We start from the raw sequence: 17,532 nt of genomic DNA on the forward strand, positions 1-17,532 counted from the left end.
CCTATAGCTTTTATTATTTTAGTGGAACATTTAGACATGTTGCCAAATCTTTTTCAGGTGTACTAATAGGTATTAAATTAAATGTATCAACTAAGTATTGTAGTACATTTGGACTTATAAAGGCTGGTAAACTTGGCCCTAAATAAATATTTTTTATATCTAGTGATAATAATGCTAATAAATCTGCCACAGCTTTTTGCTCATACCATGATAATATTATTGAGAGAGGAAGACTATTCACATCTGTATCAAATGCATCAGCTAAAGCTAAGGCTATTCTTACTGCTGAATAAGCATCATTACATTGACCAATATCTAACAACCTAGGAAACCCCGCTACTTCACCAAAGTTTAATTTATTAAATCTATACTTTCCACATGCAAGTGTAAGAATTATACAATCTTTAGGAACTTGTTTAGCAAACTCAGTATAATAGTTTCTTCCAGGTCTTGCACCATCGCATCCTCCAATAAGGAAGAAATGTCTTATATTTCCAGATTTAACTGCATCTACTATTGCTGGTGCATTACTTAATGTAGCATTATGTCCAAATCCTACTAATATTTCATATGGTTCTTCACTTTCTTCAAACCCACCAAGTTCTAGTGCTTTATTTATTATTTCACTAAAATCTTTTTCTCCATTTTCACTTTTACCTATATATTTTACACCATCCCATCCGACGACACTAGTTGTAAAAATTCTATCTTTATAAGAATCTCTTGGTTTCATTAAGCAATTTGTTGTCATCAGTATACATCCTGGTATAGAATCAAATTCCTTCTGTTGATCTTGCCATGCTCCTCCAAAGTTCCCTACTAAATGAGTATATTTATTTAATTCTGGATATCCATGACAAGGAATCATTTCTCCATGAGTATATATATTTATCCCTTTTCCTTCTGTTTGTTTAAGTAACATTTCCAAATCTTTTAAATCATGTCCTGAAACTATTATAAAAGGTCCTTTTTTTATTTTTACATTTACCTTATGAGGTTCTGGATTTTTATAAATGGTAGTATTAGCTTCATCTAGTTTTTGCATTACAGCAACACTCATATCACCCGTCTTAAGAGTTAATGTTATTAAGTTTTCTAAAGAAATATCATCATCTGTAATTGCTGATAATGCTCTAAAATAAAATTCATCTACCTGATTATTATAATATCCAAGCTCTCTAGCCTGATGCCCATAAGCACTTATTCCTTTTAATCCATAAAGTATTGTCATTCTTAGTGAACGTATATCAGGGTTTAAACTTTCATCAAACATTATTCCAGCTCTTTTAGCATCTTCTATCATTTGACTTCTTGTTTCACTTAAATTATATTCAGCATACTCATTGTTTACAATAGGTTCTTTAATTTTTTCTCTTAATCTCTGCTTTATTTCTTGTGATTTTCTTAGCATATTTTCATGTACATCACCATCAAAATTTACATTTGTTAAAGTCGTAAATAAACTATTTTCTACAAAAGAAACTATATCTTTATCTATTTTTTCTCCATTATCTAACAAAACTTTAGCATAACAACTTATACCTTTTAATTGATAGATTAATAAGTCTTGAAGTGCTGCTATTTCTGGCGTTTTACCACAAACCCCTATTTTTGTACATCCTTTTCCACCAACAGTTTGCTCGCATTGATAACAGAACATTGAATTTTCCATATATTTATACCTCCTCTTTACCTTGTTACATAGTTTACCCATATATGTTATATATTATAAAAATAGTAAATTAAAATTGCATCTTCAAATGTACATACTATGATAAGTATTCTCTATAATGAAAGTAAGTAAATTTAAAGGTACCCCTAAATTATTTTAGATATGATTTAAAAATTTAAGTAAACTATTTTTAAATTTATTTGATTTTAAAACAAGAATGTTGAATAATAACTCATTCTAATGTATTATTGTAGTTGTAGAATAAAACTAAATTGGCAAAACTAGAGAAATTTAGTGACGCAAAGCTATAGGGACTAAGACTTATAAATTAATTTATGAGTTATGTCAGACAGTCTTAAAAATATATTTTTAAGACTAATAATAACCAAAAATGTTAACTAAAAAATATAATTGAATAGACATTCCTATTAATCTATGATATAATAATATTTGTGGTAATACACAATTAAATCAAGTATATCTTGATATAGGTTAATAGGAGTATTTTTAATGAATAATGGAATAGTGAAATGGTTTAATAATGAAAAAGGATTTGGGTTTATATCAATAGAAGGTGGAGATGATGTATTTGCTCATTTCTCAGCTATACAAACTTCAGGATTTAAATCATTAGAAGAAGGTCAACAAGTAAGCTTTGATATAGTTAAAGGCGCTAGAGGTCCTCAAGCAGAAAATATAACTATATTATAATATATAGATTTTTCGGGAAAGACTCTTTTGAGGGTCTTTTTTTATTGATAATTTAAGCAAAATCTTATTTAAATAAAAAAACTGACTGTCAGTTAAATGTCAGTCAGTTTTTTATAGTATTTTTACTCAAAAACTGATGGATTTGAGATTTTTAATAATTAATCATACTTATTAATATATAAACTTTACTCGTATACAGAATATCTCTTCCAGATTTGCTCTAAGTCATCGAAGTGCTGTTTAATATCTTCTTTTTCTTTCATACCAACAGAGATTGCAAGAGCATTTGAAATACTAAGTGCTGGAACTAGTGAATCTACAAATGAAGCCATATTACTCTTAACCAAAAGAGTATTGTCTGCAAGTGCTGCTACTGGTGCAAATAAACTATCTGTTAATGAAATTACATGTGCTCCTTTTTCCTTAGCATAATTGACAATTTGATAAGATTTTTTTGAATAACGTGGGAAACTAATTGCAACTATAACATCTTCTTCGTTTATTCTTACAATCTGTTCAAATGCATCTCCCATATCCATTCTAATTATATGGACATTATCAAGTATTATATCTAAGTAAAAACCTAGGTATTGAGCTACTACAAAAGAACTTCTCATACCAAGTATATATATTTTTCTTGCCTTTAAAAGTTTATTAGAAGCTTCCTTAAATGCTTTTTCATCAATTTCTTCTAATGTTGATCTTATATTATCTATATCACTCTTTAAAACTTTGTTCAATATTGCAAAATCATCAGAATAATCATGTGCCATTTCAACTCTTTGTACTGTAGTTAATTTATTTTTTATGAGTTCTTGAAGTGCAGCTTGTAATTTTGGATACCCACTATAGCCTAGAGCATTTGCAAACCTTACAACAGTAGATTCACTCACTCCTACAGTTTCACCTAATTTGCATGCAGTCATGAATGCAACTTTATCATAATTATTCAAAATATATTGTGCTATAAGTTTTTGCCCCTTACTTAACCTCGTGTATTGAGATTGTATATTTGATATCAAATGTTTACTATCTTTCATTTCATTTGTTTCTTCCATTTTTTTCTCCTTTTAGTTATATAAACTATTTTCTTTTTATCACTACTAATATTTTTTCTAAAAATTTTATTATTTTAGTTTTTATCTCAGCTTCTTAAACTCATAAAATTCTAACTTTTCTGTACCTTATACTTCACATAGTATTTTCGATTAAATTTATTATACCATCTTTCCTTGCATTTTTTAAGATTTATTCAATATTTCTTTTAAAATTTTCAATTTTTACTCATTTAAAAGTTAAATATTTTATTTTGCATATTTAAGCACATTACTTACTTCAAAAGTAAATTATCATATACTTATTATTTAAAGTGTTTTTAAAAGGTTACAATATATATATTAACTCTTAATAGAATCTTGTCAAGTTTTTTTTAGTGTTTATTGTGATTTTTTCTTTTCAATTAAAATCAATTGTGGTGGGTTATTGACTTGATTTAAAAATTTAGATTCTAAAACATTAAATTCATCTTGATTTAAATTATTTACAAAATTATATATACTATCTTTTTCTTCTTGCCCTCCATCATGTCCTGTATATATAGCAATACTTATTATTCCATTTTCTTTTAATATTTCTAAGCTAGACTTTATAGCTTTTAAAGTTGTATCTGGTTTAGTTATAATTAGATGTTTTGCTCTTGGAAGATATCCTAAATTAAATAAAACACATGAAACTTCTTCTTTTACATATTTATCGATATTTTCATGACCATCAAGTATTAATTTTGCTCTATCTAGATATCCTTCTTTTTCTAATTTTTTTCTTGTAGATTTTAGAGCTTCTTCTTGTATATCAAAAGCATATACAAAGCCTTTTTCTCCAACCTTTTCAGCCAAATACTTTGTATCATAACCATTTCCCATGGTAGCATCTATTGTTACATCACCTTTATTAATAATATTTTCTAAATAAAATTTATTTATATCTGTAATTTTAGTTAAATGTTTTGCATATGCCATAATATTATTTCTCCCTACTATTAACTTCATTTCATTTTCATGTTATTTTATTGATTTTAAATATTTTATTTCATCTTCTGTTAAGTATCTATATTCACCAACTTTTATATCTTTTAATACTATTTTCCCTACAGAAATTCTTCTTAAGTTTAAAACTGGATGATTTATAGCCTTACACATTTTTCTTACTTGTCTATTTCTTCCTTCATGTATAGTTATTTCGCATACTGAATAATTCTTTTCTTTATTTTCCTTAGTTACTCTGATTTTAGCAGGTGCTGTTGTATAATCTTCTATTTTTAGTCCTTTTTCAAAATTTTTTATTTCATCCTTATTTATAATTCCTTTTACACTTGCCACATAAGTTTTATTAATTTCATGTTTTGGATGAGTAAGTTTATATGTTAAATCTCCATCATTAGTAAGTATCAAAAGCCCACTTGTTTCATAATCTAACCTCCCTATTGGATATACTCTTTCCTTTACATCTTTTAATATATCTATTACACTTGCTCTATTAAACTGATCTTTTACAGTAGTTATATAACCTTCTGGCTTATTCAATACTATATAGACATAATTTTCGCTTGGCTTTACTGCTTTATTATCAAATTCTACTATATCTTTTTCTTCATCAATATTAAAAGATAGCTCTTTTACTATATTTCCATTTACCTTTATTCTTCCTTCAAGAATGATTTCTTCTGCTTTTCTTCTAGATGCAATTCCACAAGAAGCTATATATTTATTAATTCTCATACATAATCCTTTCTTATCTTAAATTATATGTTATTTAATATTTTTATCAACATTAATTTTGTTACATTATTATACTATACTAGACCTTAATTAAAAACAAGCCAAAAAATTATTTAATTTTCCTAAATAATTGTAATTTCTTTTCACATACTATTAATATGTAATAGCTGATTAAACACTATTTTAAGGAAGTGATTATTATTTCAAAAGAAAATGTAAAATATTATTTAATGGTCGTGTTTATTGGAATTTTATTTTTTAAGTTTATTAATACTCCAGCAGATTTTATATCTAGCATTGAAGGATTATTAAGTTTTTTTAGTCCATTTTTACTAGCTATTTTACTCGCTTTGCTTTTAAATCCTCTTGTAATGCTTTTTGAAATAAAATTTAAAACACATAGGCTTTTATCCATTTTTTTATCTTATATATTGATAGGTATTATTTTAGCTTTTGGTATTAGATTACTAATTCCTTCAATAGCCAATACATTAAATAGATTAATAAATGAAATGCCTATCTACAGTGATTATATAGATAATTTTATAGAAAAAAATATGTCAAACATAGATTTTTTAAAAGCTCTAATTCCTCATATACAACACAGCTTAGATAATGCATTAAAAGAAGCTAGTAATTTTATTAGTAGAATTCCTAAAAACTTTTTAATCTATACACTTAGCATATCATCTATGCTATTTAGTATGGTAATGGGCTTTATATTATCTATATATATTATATATGATAAGGAAAAAATTGCATTAGGATTTAAAAGATTGCTATATTCTTCTACTGCTAGAAACAAAGCTGATGACATTATAGAATTTTTTAGAACTACTCATGATATTTTTTATGATTATTTAATTGGTAGAATTTTAGACTCTCTCATTATTGGTATAATTGCATTTATAGGATTTCAATTTATCATTCGAATAGAAAATGCTTTATTTTTAGCTTCAATAATATTTTTAGCAAATATAATACCTTATCTAGGGCCATTTATTGGAGCTATACCTCCAGTAGCTATGACAATTTTATACAGCCCACAAAAAACCATATGGGTTATCGTATTTATATTTATATTACAACAACTAGATGGAAATTTCATAGAGCCAAAGGTTATGGGCAATCAAGTTGGAATAGGAGCTATATGGATAATTTCTGCGATTTTAATAGGACAGTCTCTTTTTGGCTTTATAGGTGTTTTTCTTTCAGTACCTGTAGCTGCTGTTGTAAAAACTTCTATTGACAAATATATTGACAAGAGATTGCAATAAGCTTTATCTTTTATAATTTTAAAAATTAATTATTATCTATTACATTACTATAAAAAAATGAAATTAACTCTTGGCAAAGAATATATGCTAAAAGTTAATTTCATTTTCTGATACAAAGTCTTAATTGTTTATATGTAATACTTTACATTTACTGATTATTTGAGTTCTGAGAATTTCCACTACTATCTGACCCTCCACTATTTTCTGATGAAGGTGGAGTTGGTGTCGGTGTTGGATTGCTCGTATTTGGTTTTTCTTGATCTTGAGAAGAATCATTGTTAGTTACATCTTTGTTATTGTTTGAAGTTGTATTTTTGTTTTTGGAATTAGATTTATTATTTTTACTCTTTTCACTATAGGAAGATTTCTTTGCTTCTGATTCCACTCTATACCTATCTTCTCCAGCTGTGTCTTTTGCCTTTTTCTTTCGTTCTTCCTCTGCTTCATTCTGTTCTTTTTCTAATTTAGTCAATTCCTCTTTCTTTTTAGATGCTTCATTTTTAATAACAGATGAGCCGTTTTTAATTTTCTCTATAAGCTTAAGCTCTTTAATTGCATCCGTATAATTTGTAGCTTTTTCAAATTCATCCACATTTAGCATTCTCATAGATTGCATATACATAGCTCTTGCATTTTCATTAGCGCTATCTTCTTCTAGTGCAGAGGATAATGCTTCCATAGCTTTTTTATAGTCATGTTTCTCTAAATATATTTTTCCTTGCTCAGTTGAACTTATTTCATCTTTTTTATTAAATGAACATCCTACAAGAAATATAGATAATATCGATATCAATAAAATTACTCTTCCTCTCATTAAATCCCTCCTTGTCATATACTTTAAATTTTATCATAATCAGGAAGTTTTTAAAATATTTTATATTTATTACAGGAAAATTGTTAATAAAACAGAAAATAAGTAGATATGACTTGAATAACTATAACAAACTAAAAATTAGTTTAAATCTATAGATATATTGTCTAATCTACTTATTTTAAAAATTAATATTTAATTCTTCTTCTATACTTCTAAAGATAATAAGTCTTCATAACTTTGTCTTTTACAAATTATCTTGTCATCTCCATCAAATACTGACACTACTGCTGCTCTTGGTATTTTATTATAATTTGAAGACATTGAATATCCATATGCACCTGTTGATGTTGTTATAAGTACATCTCCACTTTTTATATCCATTATATCTATATCTCCAATTAATATATCTCCACTTTCACAACATTTACCAGCTATTGTTACATGGTTCATAGTTTCATGGTTAATCTTATTTACAATACTGCATTCATAATTAGCTTGATATAGTGAAGGTCTTACATTGTCTGTCATACCTCCATCTACACTTACATAAACTCTAACATCTTTTATATCTTTTATTGAACCTACTGTATACAATGTACTTCCTGCATTTGCAACTATTGATCTTCCTGGTTCTATTACCAATGTAGGTACTTCTATTCCAAGTTCTTTACAAGAATTTTCTGCTTTAGTGATTATAGTTTCACAGAATTCTCTTATAGTTTTAGGTTTATCACCTTTACTATAATAAACACCTACACCTCCGCCTAAGTCAATTTCTGTCAGCTGTATATTAAATTTTTCTTTTATTTCTTTTACTAAGTTCATCATTATATCTACTGTATCTATGTATGGTTCTACATCAAATATTTGCGAACCGATATGAGCATGAAGACCTACCAATTTAATATTTGTATAATCATTCAATTTTTCTATTGCTCTAAACAAATCTCCATTTACTAAAGCAAAACCAAATTTAGAATCTATTTGACCTGTTTTTATATAATCGTGTGTGTGAGCTTCTATACCAGGTGTTATTCTAAAATATATTTCTTGAGTTTTCTCCTTCTCTTCACATAATTTTTCAATTAAATCTAACTCATAGAAATTATCTACTACAAACTTACCTACTCCCAAATCTAATCCCATATTTATTTCTTCTTCAGTTTTATTGTTTCCATGAAAGAAAACTTTTTCCATAGGAAAATTTGATTTATAAGCTGTATATAGTTCCCCTCCTGAAACTACATCCAAACACATCTCTTCTTCATTTATAAGATTACACATATAAAGAGGTAAAAATGCCTTACCTGCATAAGCAACTTTATTTTTTCCATCTTTAGCCTTAAAATATTTTATATATTCTCTACAGTTTTGTCTTACTAAGTCTTCGTCAAATACATATAATGGAGTTTGATATTTTTTACTAAGCTCTATACAGCTTACACCTCCAATATATAATTCATTGTCTTTTACAGTCATAGTTCCATGAAGTTTCATAATATCCTCCCTAAGTTTTATATATTAAATACTTCTGCTATTTTCTCAATAGCTACTTGTTTATCATCAGAATTTATGGCACAAGTTATACGAATTTCTGATGTAGTTATAAGTTTTACCATTATACCATTTTCATTAAATATCTTAAATACTTTAGCAGCAACTCCAGAAGTATTTTTCATACCAAGACCTACTAAAGAGAATTTAGTGATGTTATTATCAATTACTACATGTTCTTCATTTGTATATTTAGACACTATCTTTTTGCACTCTCCTAATTCTTCTTTTGGAACTGTAAATGACACACTTATTTTATCTAAAATAGGTGCAGTTTGACTTATCATATCCACACTTATTCCCATAGTTGCTATATCTTCAAATAAACTAGATATATTTTCTACTTTAAAATCTTTTATTGTTATAGAACTATCATCATCACTAGTAGCTAATCCTGTTATTACTTTATCCTCTAATTTCATGTCTTTTCCCCCTCTTATATATGTTCCTTTTACTGTACCACATGTACGTCCAACATAAATTTCAACACCATATTTTTGTGCAAGTTCTATACTTCTTGAATGCATTACTTGTGCTCCTAAACTTGCTAATTCAAGCATCTCTTCATATTCAATCTCATCAAGTTTATTTGCCTTTGCATATTTTCTTGGGTCTGTAAAATAAATTCCATCAACATCTGTATATATCTCACATTTGCCATTTAATTTAACTGCAAGAGCTACAGCAGATGTGTCTGAACCACCTCTTCCAAGAGTAGTTACATCACCATCTTCATTGATTCCTTGAAATCCAGTTACTATTACAACATTCCCTTCATCTAAACTATTCTTTATTCTATTTACATTTATATCATCAATTTGAGATTTTCCATGAAGTCCGCTTGTTTTTATATTTAATTGATAAGCATTATAGCTTATGGCTTTACAACCAAGTGCATTTAATGCTATTGATAATAAAGATGCTGAAATCATTTCTCCAGTAGACATTAAAGCATCTAACTCTCTTTTACTAGGTTCATTACTCAATTCTTTTGCCAAGTTTATATATTCATCTGTTGATTTTCCCATAGCAGATACAACTATTACCATTTGTGGATTTTCTTTTCTTCTTTCTATTATATTTTCTGCAATCGACTTTATTTTGTCAGTATCTGCAACTGAACTTCCTCCATATTTTTGGACAATTATACTCATGCTTTTTCCCCCTCAAGCTAAATTTTGATAAATAAAAACGCCCAAAGGTATACTTTGGACGTGTGAACTTCATAGACCAAGTAACCTTGTAGCTCACCACTTTAAAAGTGACAGCCTTATGCATATTCTGCATAAGTCCAGAAAACCTGTTTGTCAACAACTTTTCTTCGGCTATAGACCCTTTCATCAATCATCAACACTTACCAGCTACTATTGATTACTCTTGAATATAGCTACCTCTACCCTAGGCTCATTATTATTAATTAATTTATTAATATAGTTTTATCATATTCTATATAATATTGCAACAATTTTTTTACAAAATGTGGCAAATCAAAAACTTTATTTTCTAAAATATCTTATATACAATTAAATAGTTTATTTAATCCTAAATCTATAAAATTTATACTATATTCATTATCTTCTTTCTCTAAGTCATTTAATTCAGATAAATTATCTGGTGTAACCACCAAAATATTTGGTACTCTAAAAAATGGAATTGTAGATTTATCTATTTTTCTAGAGAGATTCTCATATTTAGAAACATCTATTTCATTATTTAAATCAACATCTACTAAAACCTGCTTTATATTGCCAAATTGATCTGTATATTCAATAAATAAATCATATTTAACATCATCTACACTAACATTTCGATAAAATCTTTTTACATCACAACCTGCAGTATTAATTCTAACAACTAGTTCTGACCCTACTAGAGCCTTTATTAAATCATCTCCCTTAAAAAGCTTACTACCATTCAAATAGTAAACATATGAGAGGTCCTTATAGTTACGATAATCCACATCACATGGATATTTTTTTAGTGTATACTCACTACACATTTTTCTCAATGTTTTTTTGAAATTTTTTTTATTGTATCTTTTTTGGTCTCCATAAATCTTTCTAAATTGAGCTTCTGTAACACATCTAACCCTGCTAATTAAAAGCAATATCTCTTTTTCCATATTCGTCATAGTACATTCTCCTTGAAGTATTATTTGCAAAGTTGTACTAATATTATATTAAATTTATGACATTAAATTTACAAAGAATTAAAATAAAATAGCTAGTTTTTATAGAATTTATTTCTATAAAAACTAGCTATTAATGCACTAAACACTATCTACAGTTTTTTTACTAAGTTACACATTGCTTTGACTTTCAGAATCTTGTGAATTTGTATCTTCATTAGTTCCTGTCTCTTGTTTTGCTTTTTTATCATCAAAATTTGCAATATTTAAGTTATCAAATTCTGACATTTCAATTACACCAGACTCTTCTTTTGAATATGATATTTTAACTTTGTCTCCAACTTGAGTCAATGGTAATTCGCTAGATACTTTTGAGGTAGCTTTAAATATTATCTCTTTATTAGAATCTAAAGTTACATAGTAATTAGTATTTCCTCCTCGCACATCAGGACTTATTCTAGTTACTACACCTTCTATAACTTCATCTTTCATATCATTATCAAGCTTTAAGTCATTGCCTTTAGATTCTAATGAATCTTTATAATTTCTTAAAGCTTCATTTTTATCTTCCCCTAGACCAAGTACATTATAATCTTCAACAGATACAAAGGCTACTCTCTTTACAAGACCAGCTTTATCTTTTAAAGATGATACATATGTTGGCTGACCTAATATATTGTACATAACAGGGAATGTAGCTTCATAATTCTTTTCTTGAACATTACCTTCAGCTGATTTCATCGCAGCTGTCTCAGTTGCTCCTGGCTGCTTATACAGTTTAGCTTCTTTAGTTCTAGAGTCAACAAGCATAAATCCAATTGTAGATTCATCTCCACCAGACGATGTTATACCTGTATACCAATATGACCTATTGTCATTTCCATAGACTAGCGATGTCCCTTCTGTTGGCACTAGTACTCCCTTTTCTGATATAACAGAATTTAAAAATCCATTGACATAAACACCCCAGTCTTGAATTTGGTCTGTTACAAATTTTTGTGGTTGTATTCTATCTACCCATTTAGGTGTATTTTTAACATTATAGACATTTATTTTTCCAGTTTCTGCATCAACGGTAGCTATGCCTGTGGCATTTGCTCCTCCATAACCAATTTTATGTTCATATAAACTTACAACCCAATAAGGTCTTCCTTCATCATTTATTTCAAGAGTAAAATCTGTCATACCAACATTTACAATACCATGTATGTATAAATGTCTTTGTAAATCTTGATGTAAATAAGCTTCTGGTTGATATACTATCTTTATTGGTTTTCCATCTATTTCTTGAACTAGTTGAACATCTTGAGGATTACTTGCTGATACCTTTACATATCCACTTGTACCACTTAAAGATGTAACCCATTTAATTATATCTCTATGCACAAGAGGTGCTACCCAGTACAACTCTCCATCTACATTTTGTATATGAAACTTTCCTAATTTTGATACACTACCTATAGCTGGAACTTCTCCAAGTTTTTTATCACCTAATTTCATTGCCATGTCTTCATCTACAAGACGAATGTCATTTACACTGACAGGACTCATATCATCAGTAAATTTACTCTCAGTCACCTTTCCTAATAAGTCTTTATAGGCTTTTGCATGAAGTACAGGTGTAGAGGCTATAAAGGGTACAACTACAACATATACAAGTAAAGCTATTGCTATTGAAAAATTATATTTAGCAAGTTTAGATGTTCTTTCATTTCTATCTAGCATCATATCTAATATTCCTGCTACAACAAAAAATATTATTCCTACTGAAAATAAAGATGTGAAGTCCAGTCTAAGTACAGGTAATTTAATAAATGCATAAATTGCTACAATTATGAGTGAAACTCCATATGTTTTAAGATATCGTTTCATTTAATACTCCTCTCTATAAAATATTATTATTACTATTATATCCATATATTTACAAAAAATAAATATTTATCATATTTATTATGTATTAAGATATCTTTATACTTTTGTACCACTGTTTATTTATATTTGATATATATCTCAAAAAAATATTATAATCATGTAAATAACTATAGAAAATCAAAAACTGAAGAAAGTGTTCTAACTAAGATTTACGAATTCTTAATCCTCTCGAAGTTAAACTACCATCTTCAGCCTAATTATTTAGCAATATTTTTATATGATAAATTTTAAAATAAATTTTTTATATGTTTGCCATTTTGGATACATAAGAATGCTGTTTAGAATTATATTCTGACAATAAACCTTCATACTCTAAAGTTAAACCATTTAAATTATAGAAATCATTTGGTGTTACTTCAAATGCTTCTTTATTCAAAATATCTATTTCACTTTTTTCTAACATATCAGCAACAAAGTTTGAACATACGTATTTATATTCAACTTTTCTGTGAATATTCATAGACAAATATATCAATGCCATTATATCATAATAGTAATCTTCTCTATAATCACTAATTAATTTTATATTTTTAAATAGATTTTCATATTGTGAATTATCTACTTCTAATGAATATACTCTACATACAGTATTTTTTCTTATAGCATATAAGCCTTGATTTATATTTTCTTCAACAAAGCCTCCAATAAATGGATTTCTTGGATTTAATCTCCCAAAAGAATACATTGGCTTTAAATTTTCATTTAATGATATTGACACATGTGTATACAGTTTTTTACTTATATTTCTTATTAAATAAGATAATACAGTTCCTGTATATGTTGTTACAATATAAATTTTATTCATCATTTCCCCCCAATCTAGTAATTAAATAATATTATACACTTACAACTTAATGTCATAAAATATTCTAACATAATAAAGGCTATTTTACAAATTTTGATTTTAAAGTGCTTTAATATTATATAAAATATAATAAAAATATAAATATAAATTTTCTATATTTTTAACCAACAGATGTTTTCTTTAAATTAATCAAATGATTTAGTATATCCTGAGCTTTTCCAGAATCCTTTAGATAACCTAATGCTCCATTTATTTGTGATTTTAAATCTATTTCTACTTCCATATCCAAATCAACATTTCCTTTTTTTATAGATATATTTTTAAGTGTTACTGGATAAAGATAACTTTTTTCTAAAGTAATTTTATTTCCATTAACCTCAAATGGAACCTTTTTATTGTAATTACTTAGTATTTTTTCTAGCATTTTATCACTTATTTTAAATTTTCCAATCTTTACATTTTCAAGACTTACAACCAAATCTTCATTTTTTAAAGTGGGTTTTAGTTCAAGCTCATATTGGCTATTGATTAGACCAAAGACCTTATATGGACCTGCCACTTTTATTTTTCCATCCTTCATCTCAACAAAATTATTTTCAAATTCTTTAATTCCATGTTTATTCATTAATGTATATATTAGATTTCTAAACTCTTCTTCGGAAACAGATACTTTTCCAACCATTCTAAGTGGATTTTTTACTATTTCCATAGAATTTATATATGAACCTTTTGATAAATACTCTTCGTCTATGATTTTATTATTTTGTGAACTAACATCATATCTCTCTTTTGGTGTTAATATGTATACAACAATACCTGTTAACACTAAAATAATAACAATTAAGCTTAATATAATCTTTGCAATCCTTCCCATAATCGTCTCCTTTACAAATCTGTCAACAGATTTAAAATAAATTTAGATAACTAACTTCACATAATATTCTTAACAATATACATATTATAATACAGTCTTTTAAAGATTAATTCAACTAATCTGCTTTTTTGTAAATAAACTGTAAAAAAACATGTTTTTAGTATAAAAGTTAATATTTTGCATAATACTCTTAATTACACCTTTATTTTTTTCTAATCTTGGATTAAAATTAATATTATGCAATACAGTGTAGTGTTCTGTATTATAAGCAAATTAAATAGGAGGTATGAAAATATGTCAAATGAAACGAACTCATCTAACTTTATAAAAAATATTATTATAAATGACCTAGAAACAGGAAAACATGACAGTATAATAACTCGTTTTCCACCTGAACCAAACGGATATTTACATATTGGTCATGCAAAAAGTATATGTCTTAACTTTGGACTAGCTAAAGAATTTAATGGAAAGGCTAATTTAAGATTTGATGATACAAATCCATTAAAAGAAGATGTTGAATATGTAGAATCCATAAAAGAAGATGTTAAGTGGTTAGGATTTGATTGGAGTGAATTAAATTTTGCATCTAACTACTTTGATGAAATGTACAAAAGAGCTTTAATCCTAATAAAAAAAGGTAAAGCTTATGTGTGTGAATTAACACAAGATGAAATGAGGGAGTATCGTGGCACTCTTACTGAACCTGGTAAAGAAAGCCCTTATAGAAATAGAACTATTGAAGAAAACCTAGATTTATTTGAAAGAATGAAAAATGGTGAATTTAAAGATGGAGAAAAAACATTAAGAGCTAAAATAGATATGTCTTCTCCAAATATAAACCTTAGAGACCCAATTATATACAGAATAGCTCATTCAACACATCATAATACAGGAGATAAATGGTGTATATATCCTATGTATGCTTTTGCCCATCCAATTGAAGATGCAATTGAAGGAATAACTCACTCTATATGTACTTTGGAGTTTGAAGACCAAAGACCTCTTTATGACTGGTTTGTCAGAGAATGTGAAATGGAAAATGTACCTAGACAAATAGAATTTGCTAGACTTAACATAAACAATACTGTTATGAGTAAAAGAAAATTAAAACAACTTGTAGACGAAGGAATTGTTGATGGTTGGGATGACCCTCGTGTTCCTACTATATCTGGAATTAGACGTAAGGGATATACTGCTGAAGCTTTACGTAATTTTTGTAGTGAAATAGGAGTATCGAAAGTTAACTCTACAGTAGACAGTCAAATGCTTGATTATTTCCTAAGAGAAAACTTACAGCCAAAGGCTCCACTTGCTATGGGAGTTTTAAGACCTTTAAAGCTAGTTATAACCAACTACCCAGAAGATAAGGTTGAAATGCTTGAAATAGAAAACAATGCTAAAGATGAATCTCAAGGTAAAAGATTAGTTCCTTTTTCTAGAGAATTATATATAGAACAAGATGATTTTATGGAAGAACCTATTAAAAAATATTTCAGATTTTTCCCAGGAAATGAAGTTCGTTTAAAAGGAGCTTATTTCGTAAAATGTACGGATGTAATTAAGGATGAAAATGGAAATGTAGTTGAAATACATGGTACTTATGACCCTGAAACTAAGAGTGGTTCTGGATTTACAGGTCGTAAAGTAAAATCTACAATACATTGGGTTGATGCTAAATCAGCTATACCATGTGAATTTAGATTGTTTGAGCCATTGATTCTTGATGATTTACCTGAAAATGAAGGAAAGCATTTCTTAGAACAGATAAATCCTAATTCATTAGAAATATTACAAGGTTTTGTTGAGCCTACACAAGTAAAAGATGCTAAACCTTTTGATAAATTCCAATTTGTTAGAAATGGGTTCTTTAGTATAGATAATAAATACACAACTAAGGAAAAACTTGTGTTCAATAGAATAGTTCCTTTAAAAAGCTCTTTTAAACCTGCTAAATAATTGTTATAACTAAAAAATGAAGACTTAAGATATAAATTACTTCTACTATAAATAAATTTAGTTAGAAGTAATTTTTTATTTTAGTCTTCATCATTTATTTTAAATAATTAACTTTTTCCACTACAGATTCCCATAACCTCTATTCCATCTTTTATACATTCTATATTGAGAGGAAAATCTGGACCTTTTTCCCCATCAATGTCTGTTATAAGAGAATCTTTACATTCTATATCTACTTTTTTAGTTTTAAAATACAATATTTCATTTCCATTATATTGATCTAAGTAATCACCTCTAAGCACACTTATCAAAACTGGTATTGATTTTGGAATTGGCATTCCTTTAAAAATAATTACATCTAAATATCCATCATCTATTTCAGCTTTATATGCTAAATTTATATTTCCTGCTGTTTTTCCATTAAAAATCAGCATAAGATACATATCTCCATCATAATTCATCTCTTTGGAATATACTTTTATCTTAAACTTCCTCATATACAATGCTTCTTCTATTCCCTTTATATAATAAGAAATTCTTCCAAACGAATTCTTTAAGTCTGTGCTTATTCTTTGTGATACATCAGTAAACATACCTGCACTTGCGACATTTATAAAGTATTTATTATTTACCTTCCCTATGTCTATTTTCTTTGGCTTTGAATTTATGATTTCCTTTATAGCTTCTTTTATATCAAATGGAATTTGAAGAGCATTTGAAAAATCATTTGCAGTTCCTGTAGGTAAAATTCCGATTGGAATCTTTATATCTAACTCTTTCATTGAGTTTACAACTAAATCTATAGTTCCATCGCCACCTGCTATTAGTATATGGTCATAGGAACTATCTACTTCTTTAAATGCATTATTTACAGGCTCTTTAATATTCAATCTATAGGGTGTCAATAAATAATTTTGTTTTTGATATAATTCTATAATAGTATCTAAATTTGATAATATTTTTTTTTCACCTGAATTAGGATTGTATATAAGTTTTACTTTTTTCATTATTTCTCCTTACTTATTTTAT

15 protein-coding genes and 2 riboswitches are annotated in these 17,532 nt (G+C 27.3%); of the genes, 3 read left to right on the forward strand and 12 right to left on the reverse strand.

Features of this window, described 5'->3' with window-relative positions; translation table 11 throughout:
- Positions 1 to 13: 13 nt before the first annotated feature.
- On the reverse strand, positions 14 to 1,672 hold the full coding sequence (gene hcp, locus IC214_RS13195) for a hydroxylamine reductase (protein ID WP_227845747.1): 1,659 nt from the start codon (positions 1,670 to 1,672) through the stop codon (positions 14 to 16).
- A 264-nt stretch (positions 1,673 to 1,936) separates the two neighbouring features.
- Positions 1,937 to 2,033, forward strand: a riboswitch (cyclic di-GMP riboswitch).
- Positions 2,034 to 2,182: 149 nt separating this feature from the next.
- Between hcp and IC214_RS13200 the strand changes: the two genes are divergently transcribed.
- Positions 2,183 to 2,383 carry a cold-shock protein gene (locus IC214_RS13200; RefSeq protein ID WP_021384215.1) on the forward strand — a complete coding sequence of 67 codons (201 nt, stop codon included), beginning with the start codon at positions 2,183 to 2,185 and terminating at the stop codon, positions 2,381 to 2,383.
- A gap of 185 nt (positions 2,384 to 2,568) precedes the next feature.
- On the opposite strand, the gene IC214_RS13205 is transcribed toward IC214_RS13200, so the two are convergent.
- The 3 genes from IC214_RS13205 to IC214_RS13215 form a co-directional block, all read right to left on the reverse strand.
- Complete coding sequence (locus IC214_RS13205; protein ID WP_227435034.1) at positions 2,569 to 3,441, reverse strand: MurR/RpiR family transcriptional regulator; 873 nt, start codon at positions 3,439 to 3,441, stop codon at positions 2,569 to 2,571.
- Positions 3,442 to 3,819: 378 nt separating this feature from the next.
- Complete coding sequence (locus IC214_RS13210; protein ID WP_227866732.1) at positions 3,820 to 4,401, reverse strand: tRNA (mnm(5)s(2)U34)-methyltransferase; 582 nt, start codon at positions 4,399 to 4,401, stop codon at positions 3,820 to 3,822.
- 42 nt (positions 4,402 to 4,443) lie between these two features.
- A complete protein-coding gene (locus IC214_RS13215; RefSeq protein ID WP_227482596.1) occupies positions 4,444 to 5,160 on the reverse strand; it encodes a pseudouridine synthase in 717 nt (238 codons plus the stop codon).
- Positions 5,161 to 5,351: 191 nt separating this feature from the next.
- On the opposite strand from IC214_RS13215, the gene IC214_RS13220 reads away from it, so the two are divergent.
- A complete protein-coding gene (locus IC214_RS13220) occupies positions 5,352 to 6,437 on the forward strand; it encodes an AI-2E family transporter (RefSeq protein WP_227482595.1) in 1,086 nt (361 codons plus the stop codon).
- Positions 6,438 to 6,585: 148 nt separating this feature from the next.
- Here IC214_RS13220 and IC214_RS13225 read toward each other — a convergent pair whose 3' ends face one another.
- The 7 genes from IC214_RS13225 to IC214_RS13255 all read right to left on the reverse strand — a co-directional run bounded on the left by IC214_RS13225 (position 6,586) and on the right by IC214_RS13255 (position 14,544).
- The gene (locus IC214_RS13225; RefSeq protein ID WP_227855308.1) at positions 6,586 to 7,251 is read right to left on the reverse strand and encodes a hypothetical protein; all 666 of its coding nucleotides are present in this window, start codon (positions 7,249 to 7,251) and stop codon (positions 6,586 to 6,588) included.
- 204 nt (positions 7,252 to 7,455) lie between these two features.
- Positions 7,456 to 8,748, reverse strand: coding sequence for a diaminopimelate decarboxylase (lysA, locus tag IC214_RS13230; RefSeq protein WP_227866733.1), 1,293 nt, complete (start codon positions 8,746 to 8,748; stop codon positions 7,456 to 7,458).
- Between the two features lie 17 nt (positions 8,749 to 8,765).
- The gene (locus tag IC214_RS13235) at positions 8,766 to 9,959 is read right to left on the reverse strand and encodes an aspartate kinase (protein ID WP_227855307.1); all 1,194 of its coding nucleotides are present in this window, start codon (positions 9,957 to 9,959) and stop codon (positions 8,766 to 8,768) included.
- A gap of 81 nt (positions 9,960 to 10,040) precedes the next feature.
- A riboswitch (Lysine riboswitch) is annotated at positions 10,041 to 10,209 on the reverse strand.
- 109 nt (positions 10,210 to 10,318) lie between these two features.
- Complete coding sequence (locus IC214_RS13240) at positions 10,319 to 10,936, reverse strand: hypothetical protein (RefSeq protein ID WP_227435022.1); 618 nt, start codon at positions 10,934 to 10,936, stop codon at positions 10,319 to 10,321.
- A gap of 168 nt (positions 10,937 to 11,104) precedes the next feature.
- Entirely contained in the window at positions 11,105 to 12,805 is a 1,701-nt protein-coding gene (locus IC214_RS13245; RefSeq protein WP_227482592.1) for a hypothetical protein, read from the reverse strand.
- A 301-nt stretch (positions 12,806 to 13,106) separates the two neighbouring features.
- Positions 13,107 to 13,670 (reverse strand): hypothetical protein, encoded by a 564-nt coding sequence (locus IC214_RS13250; protein ID WP_227435019.1) that lies wholly within the window; start codon positions 13,668 to 13,670, stop codon positions 13,107 to 13,109.
- A 160-nt stretch (positions 13,671 to 13,830) separates the two neighbouring features.
- Complete coding sequence (locus IC214_RS13255; RefSeq protein ID WP_227482590.1) at positions 13,831 to 14,544, reverse strand: DUF2140 domain-containing protein; 714 nt, start codon at positions 14,542 to 14,544, stop codon at positions 13,831 to 13,833.
- Positions 14,545 to 14,838: 294 nt separating this feature from the next.
- Between IC214_RS13255 and IC214_RS13260 the strand changes: the two genes are divergently transcribed.
- Positions 14,839 to 16,503 (forward strand): glutamine--tRNA ligase/YqeY domain fusion protein, encoded by a 1,665-nt coding sequence (locus tag IC214_RS13260; RefSeq protein ID WP_227850998.1) that lies wholly within the window; start codon positions 14,839 to 14,841, stop codon positions 16,501 to 16,503.
- 107 nt (positions 16,504 to 16,610) lie between these two features.
- Here IC214_RS13260 and IC214_RS13265 read toward each other — a convergent pair whose 3' ends face one another.
- On the reverse strand, positions 16,611 to 17,510 hold the full coding sequence (locus tag IC214_RS13265) for a YegS/Rv2252/BmrU family lipid kinase (protein ID WP_227866734.1): 900 nt from the start codon (positions 17,508 to 17,510) through the stop codon (positions 16,611 to 16,613).
- Between the last annotated feature and the right edge of the window lie 22 nt (positions 17,511 to 17,532).

Origin of the sequence: Clostridioides sp. ES-S-0190-01 (assembly GCF_020658275.1) — a bacterium.
Classification (GTDB): Bacteria; Bacillota; Clostridia; order Peptostreptococcales; family Peptostreptococcaceae; genus Clostridioides.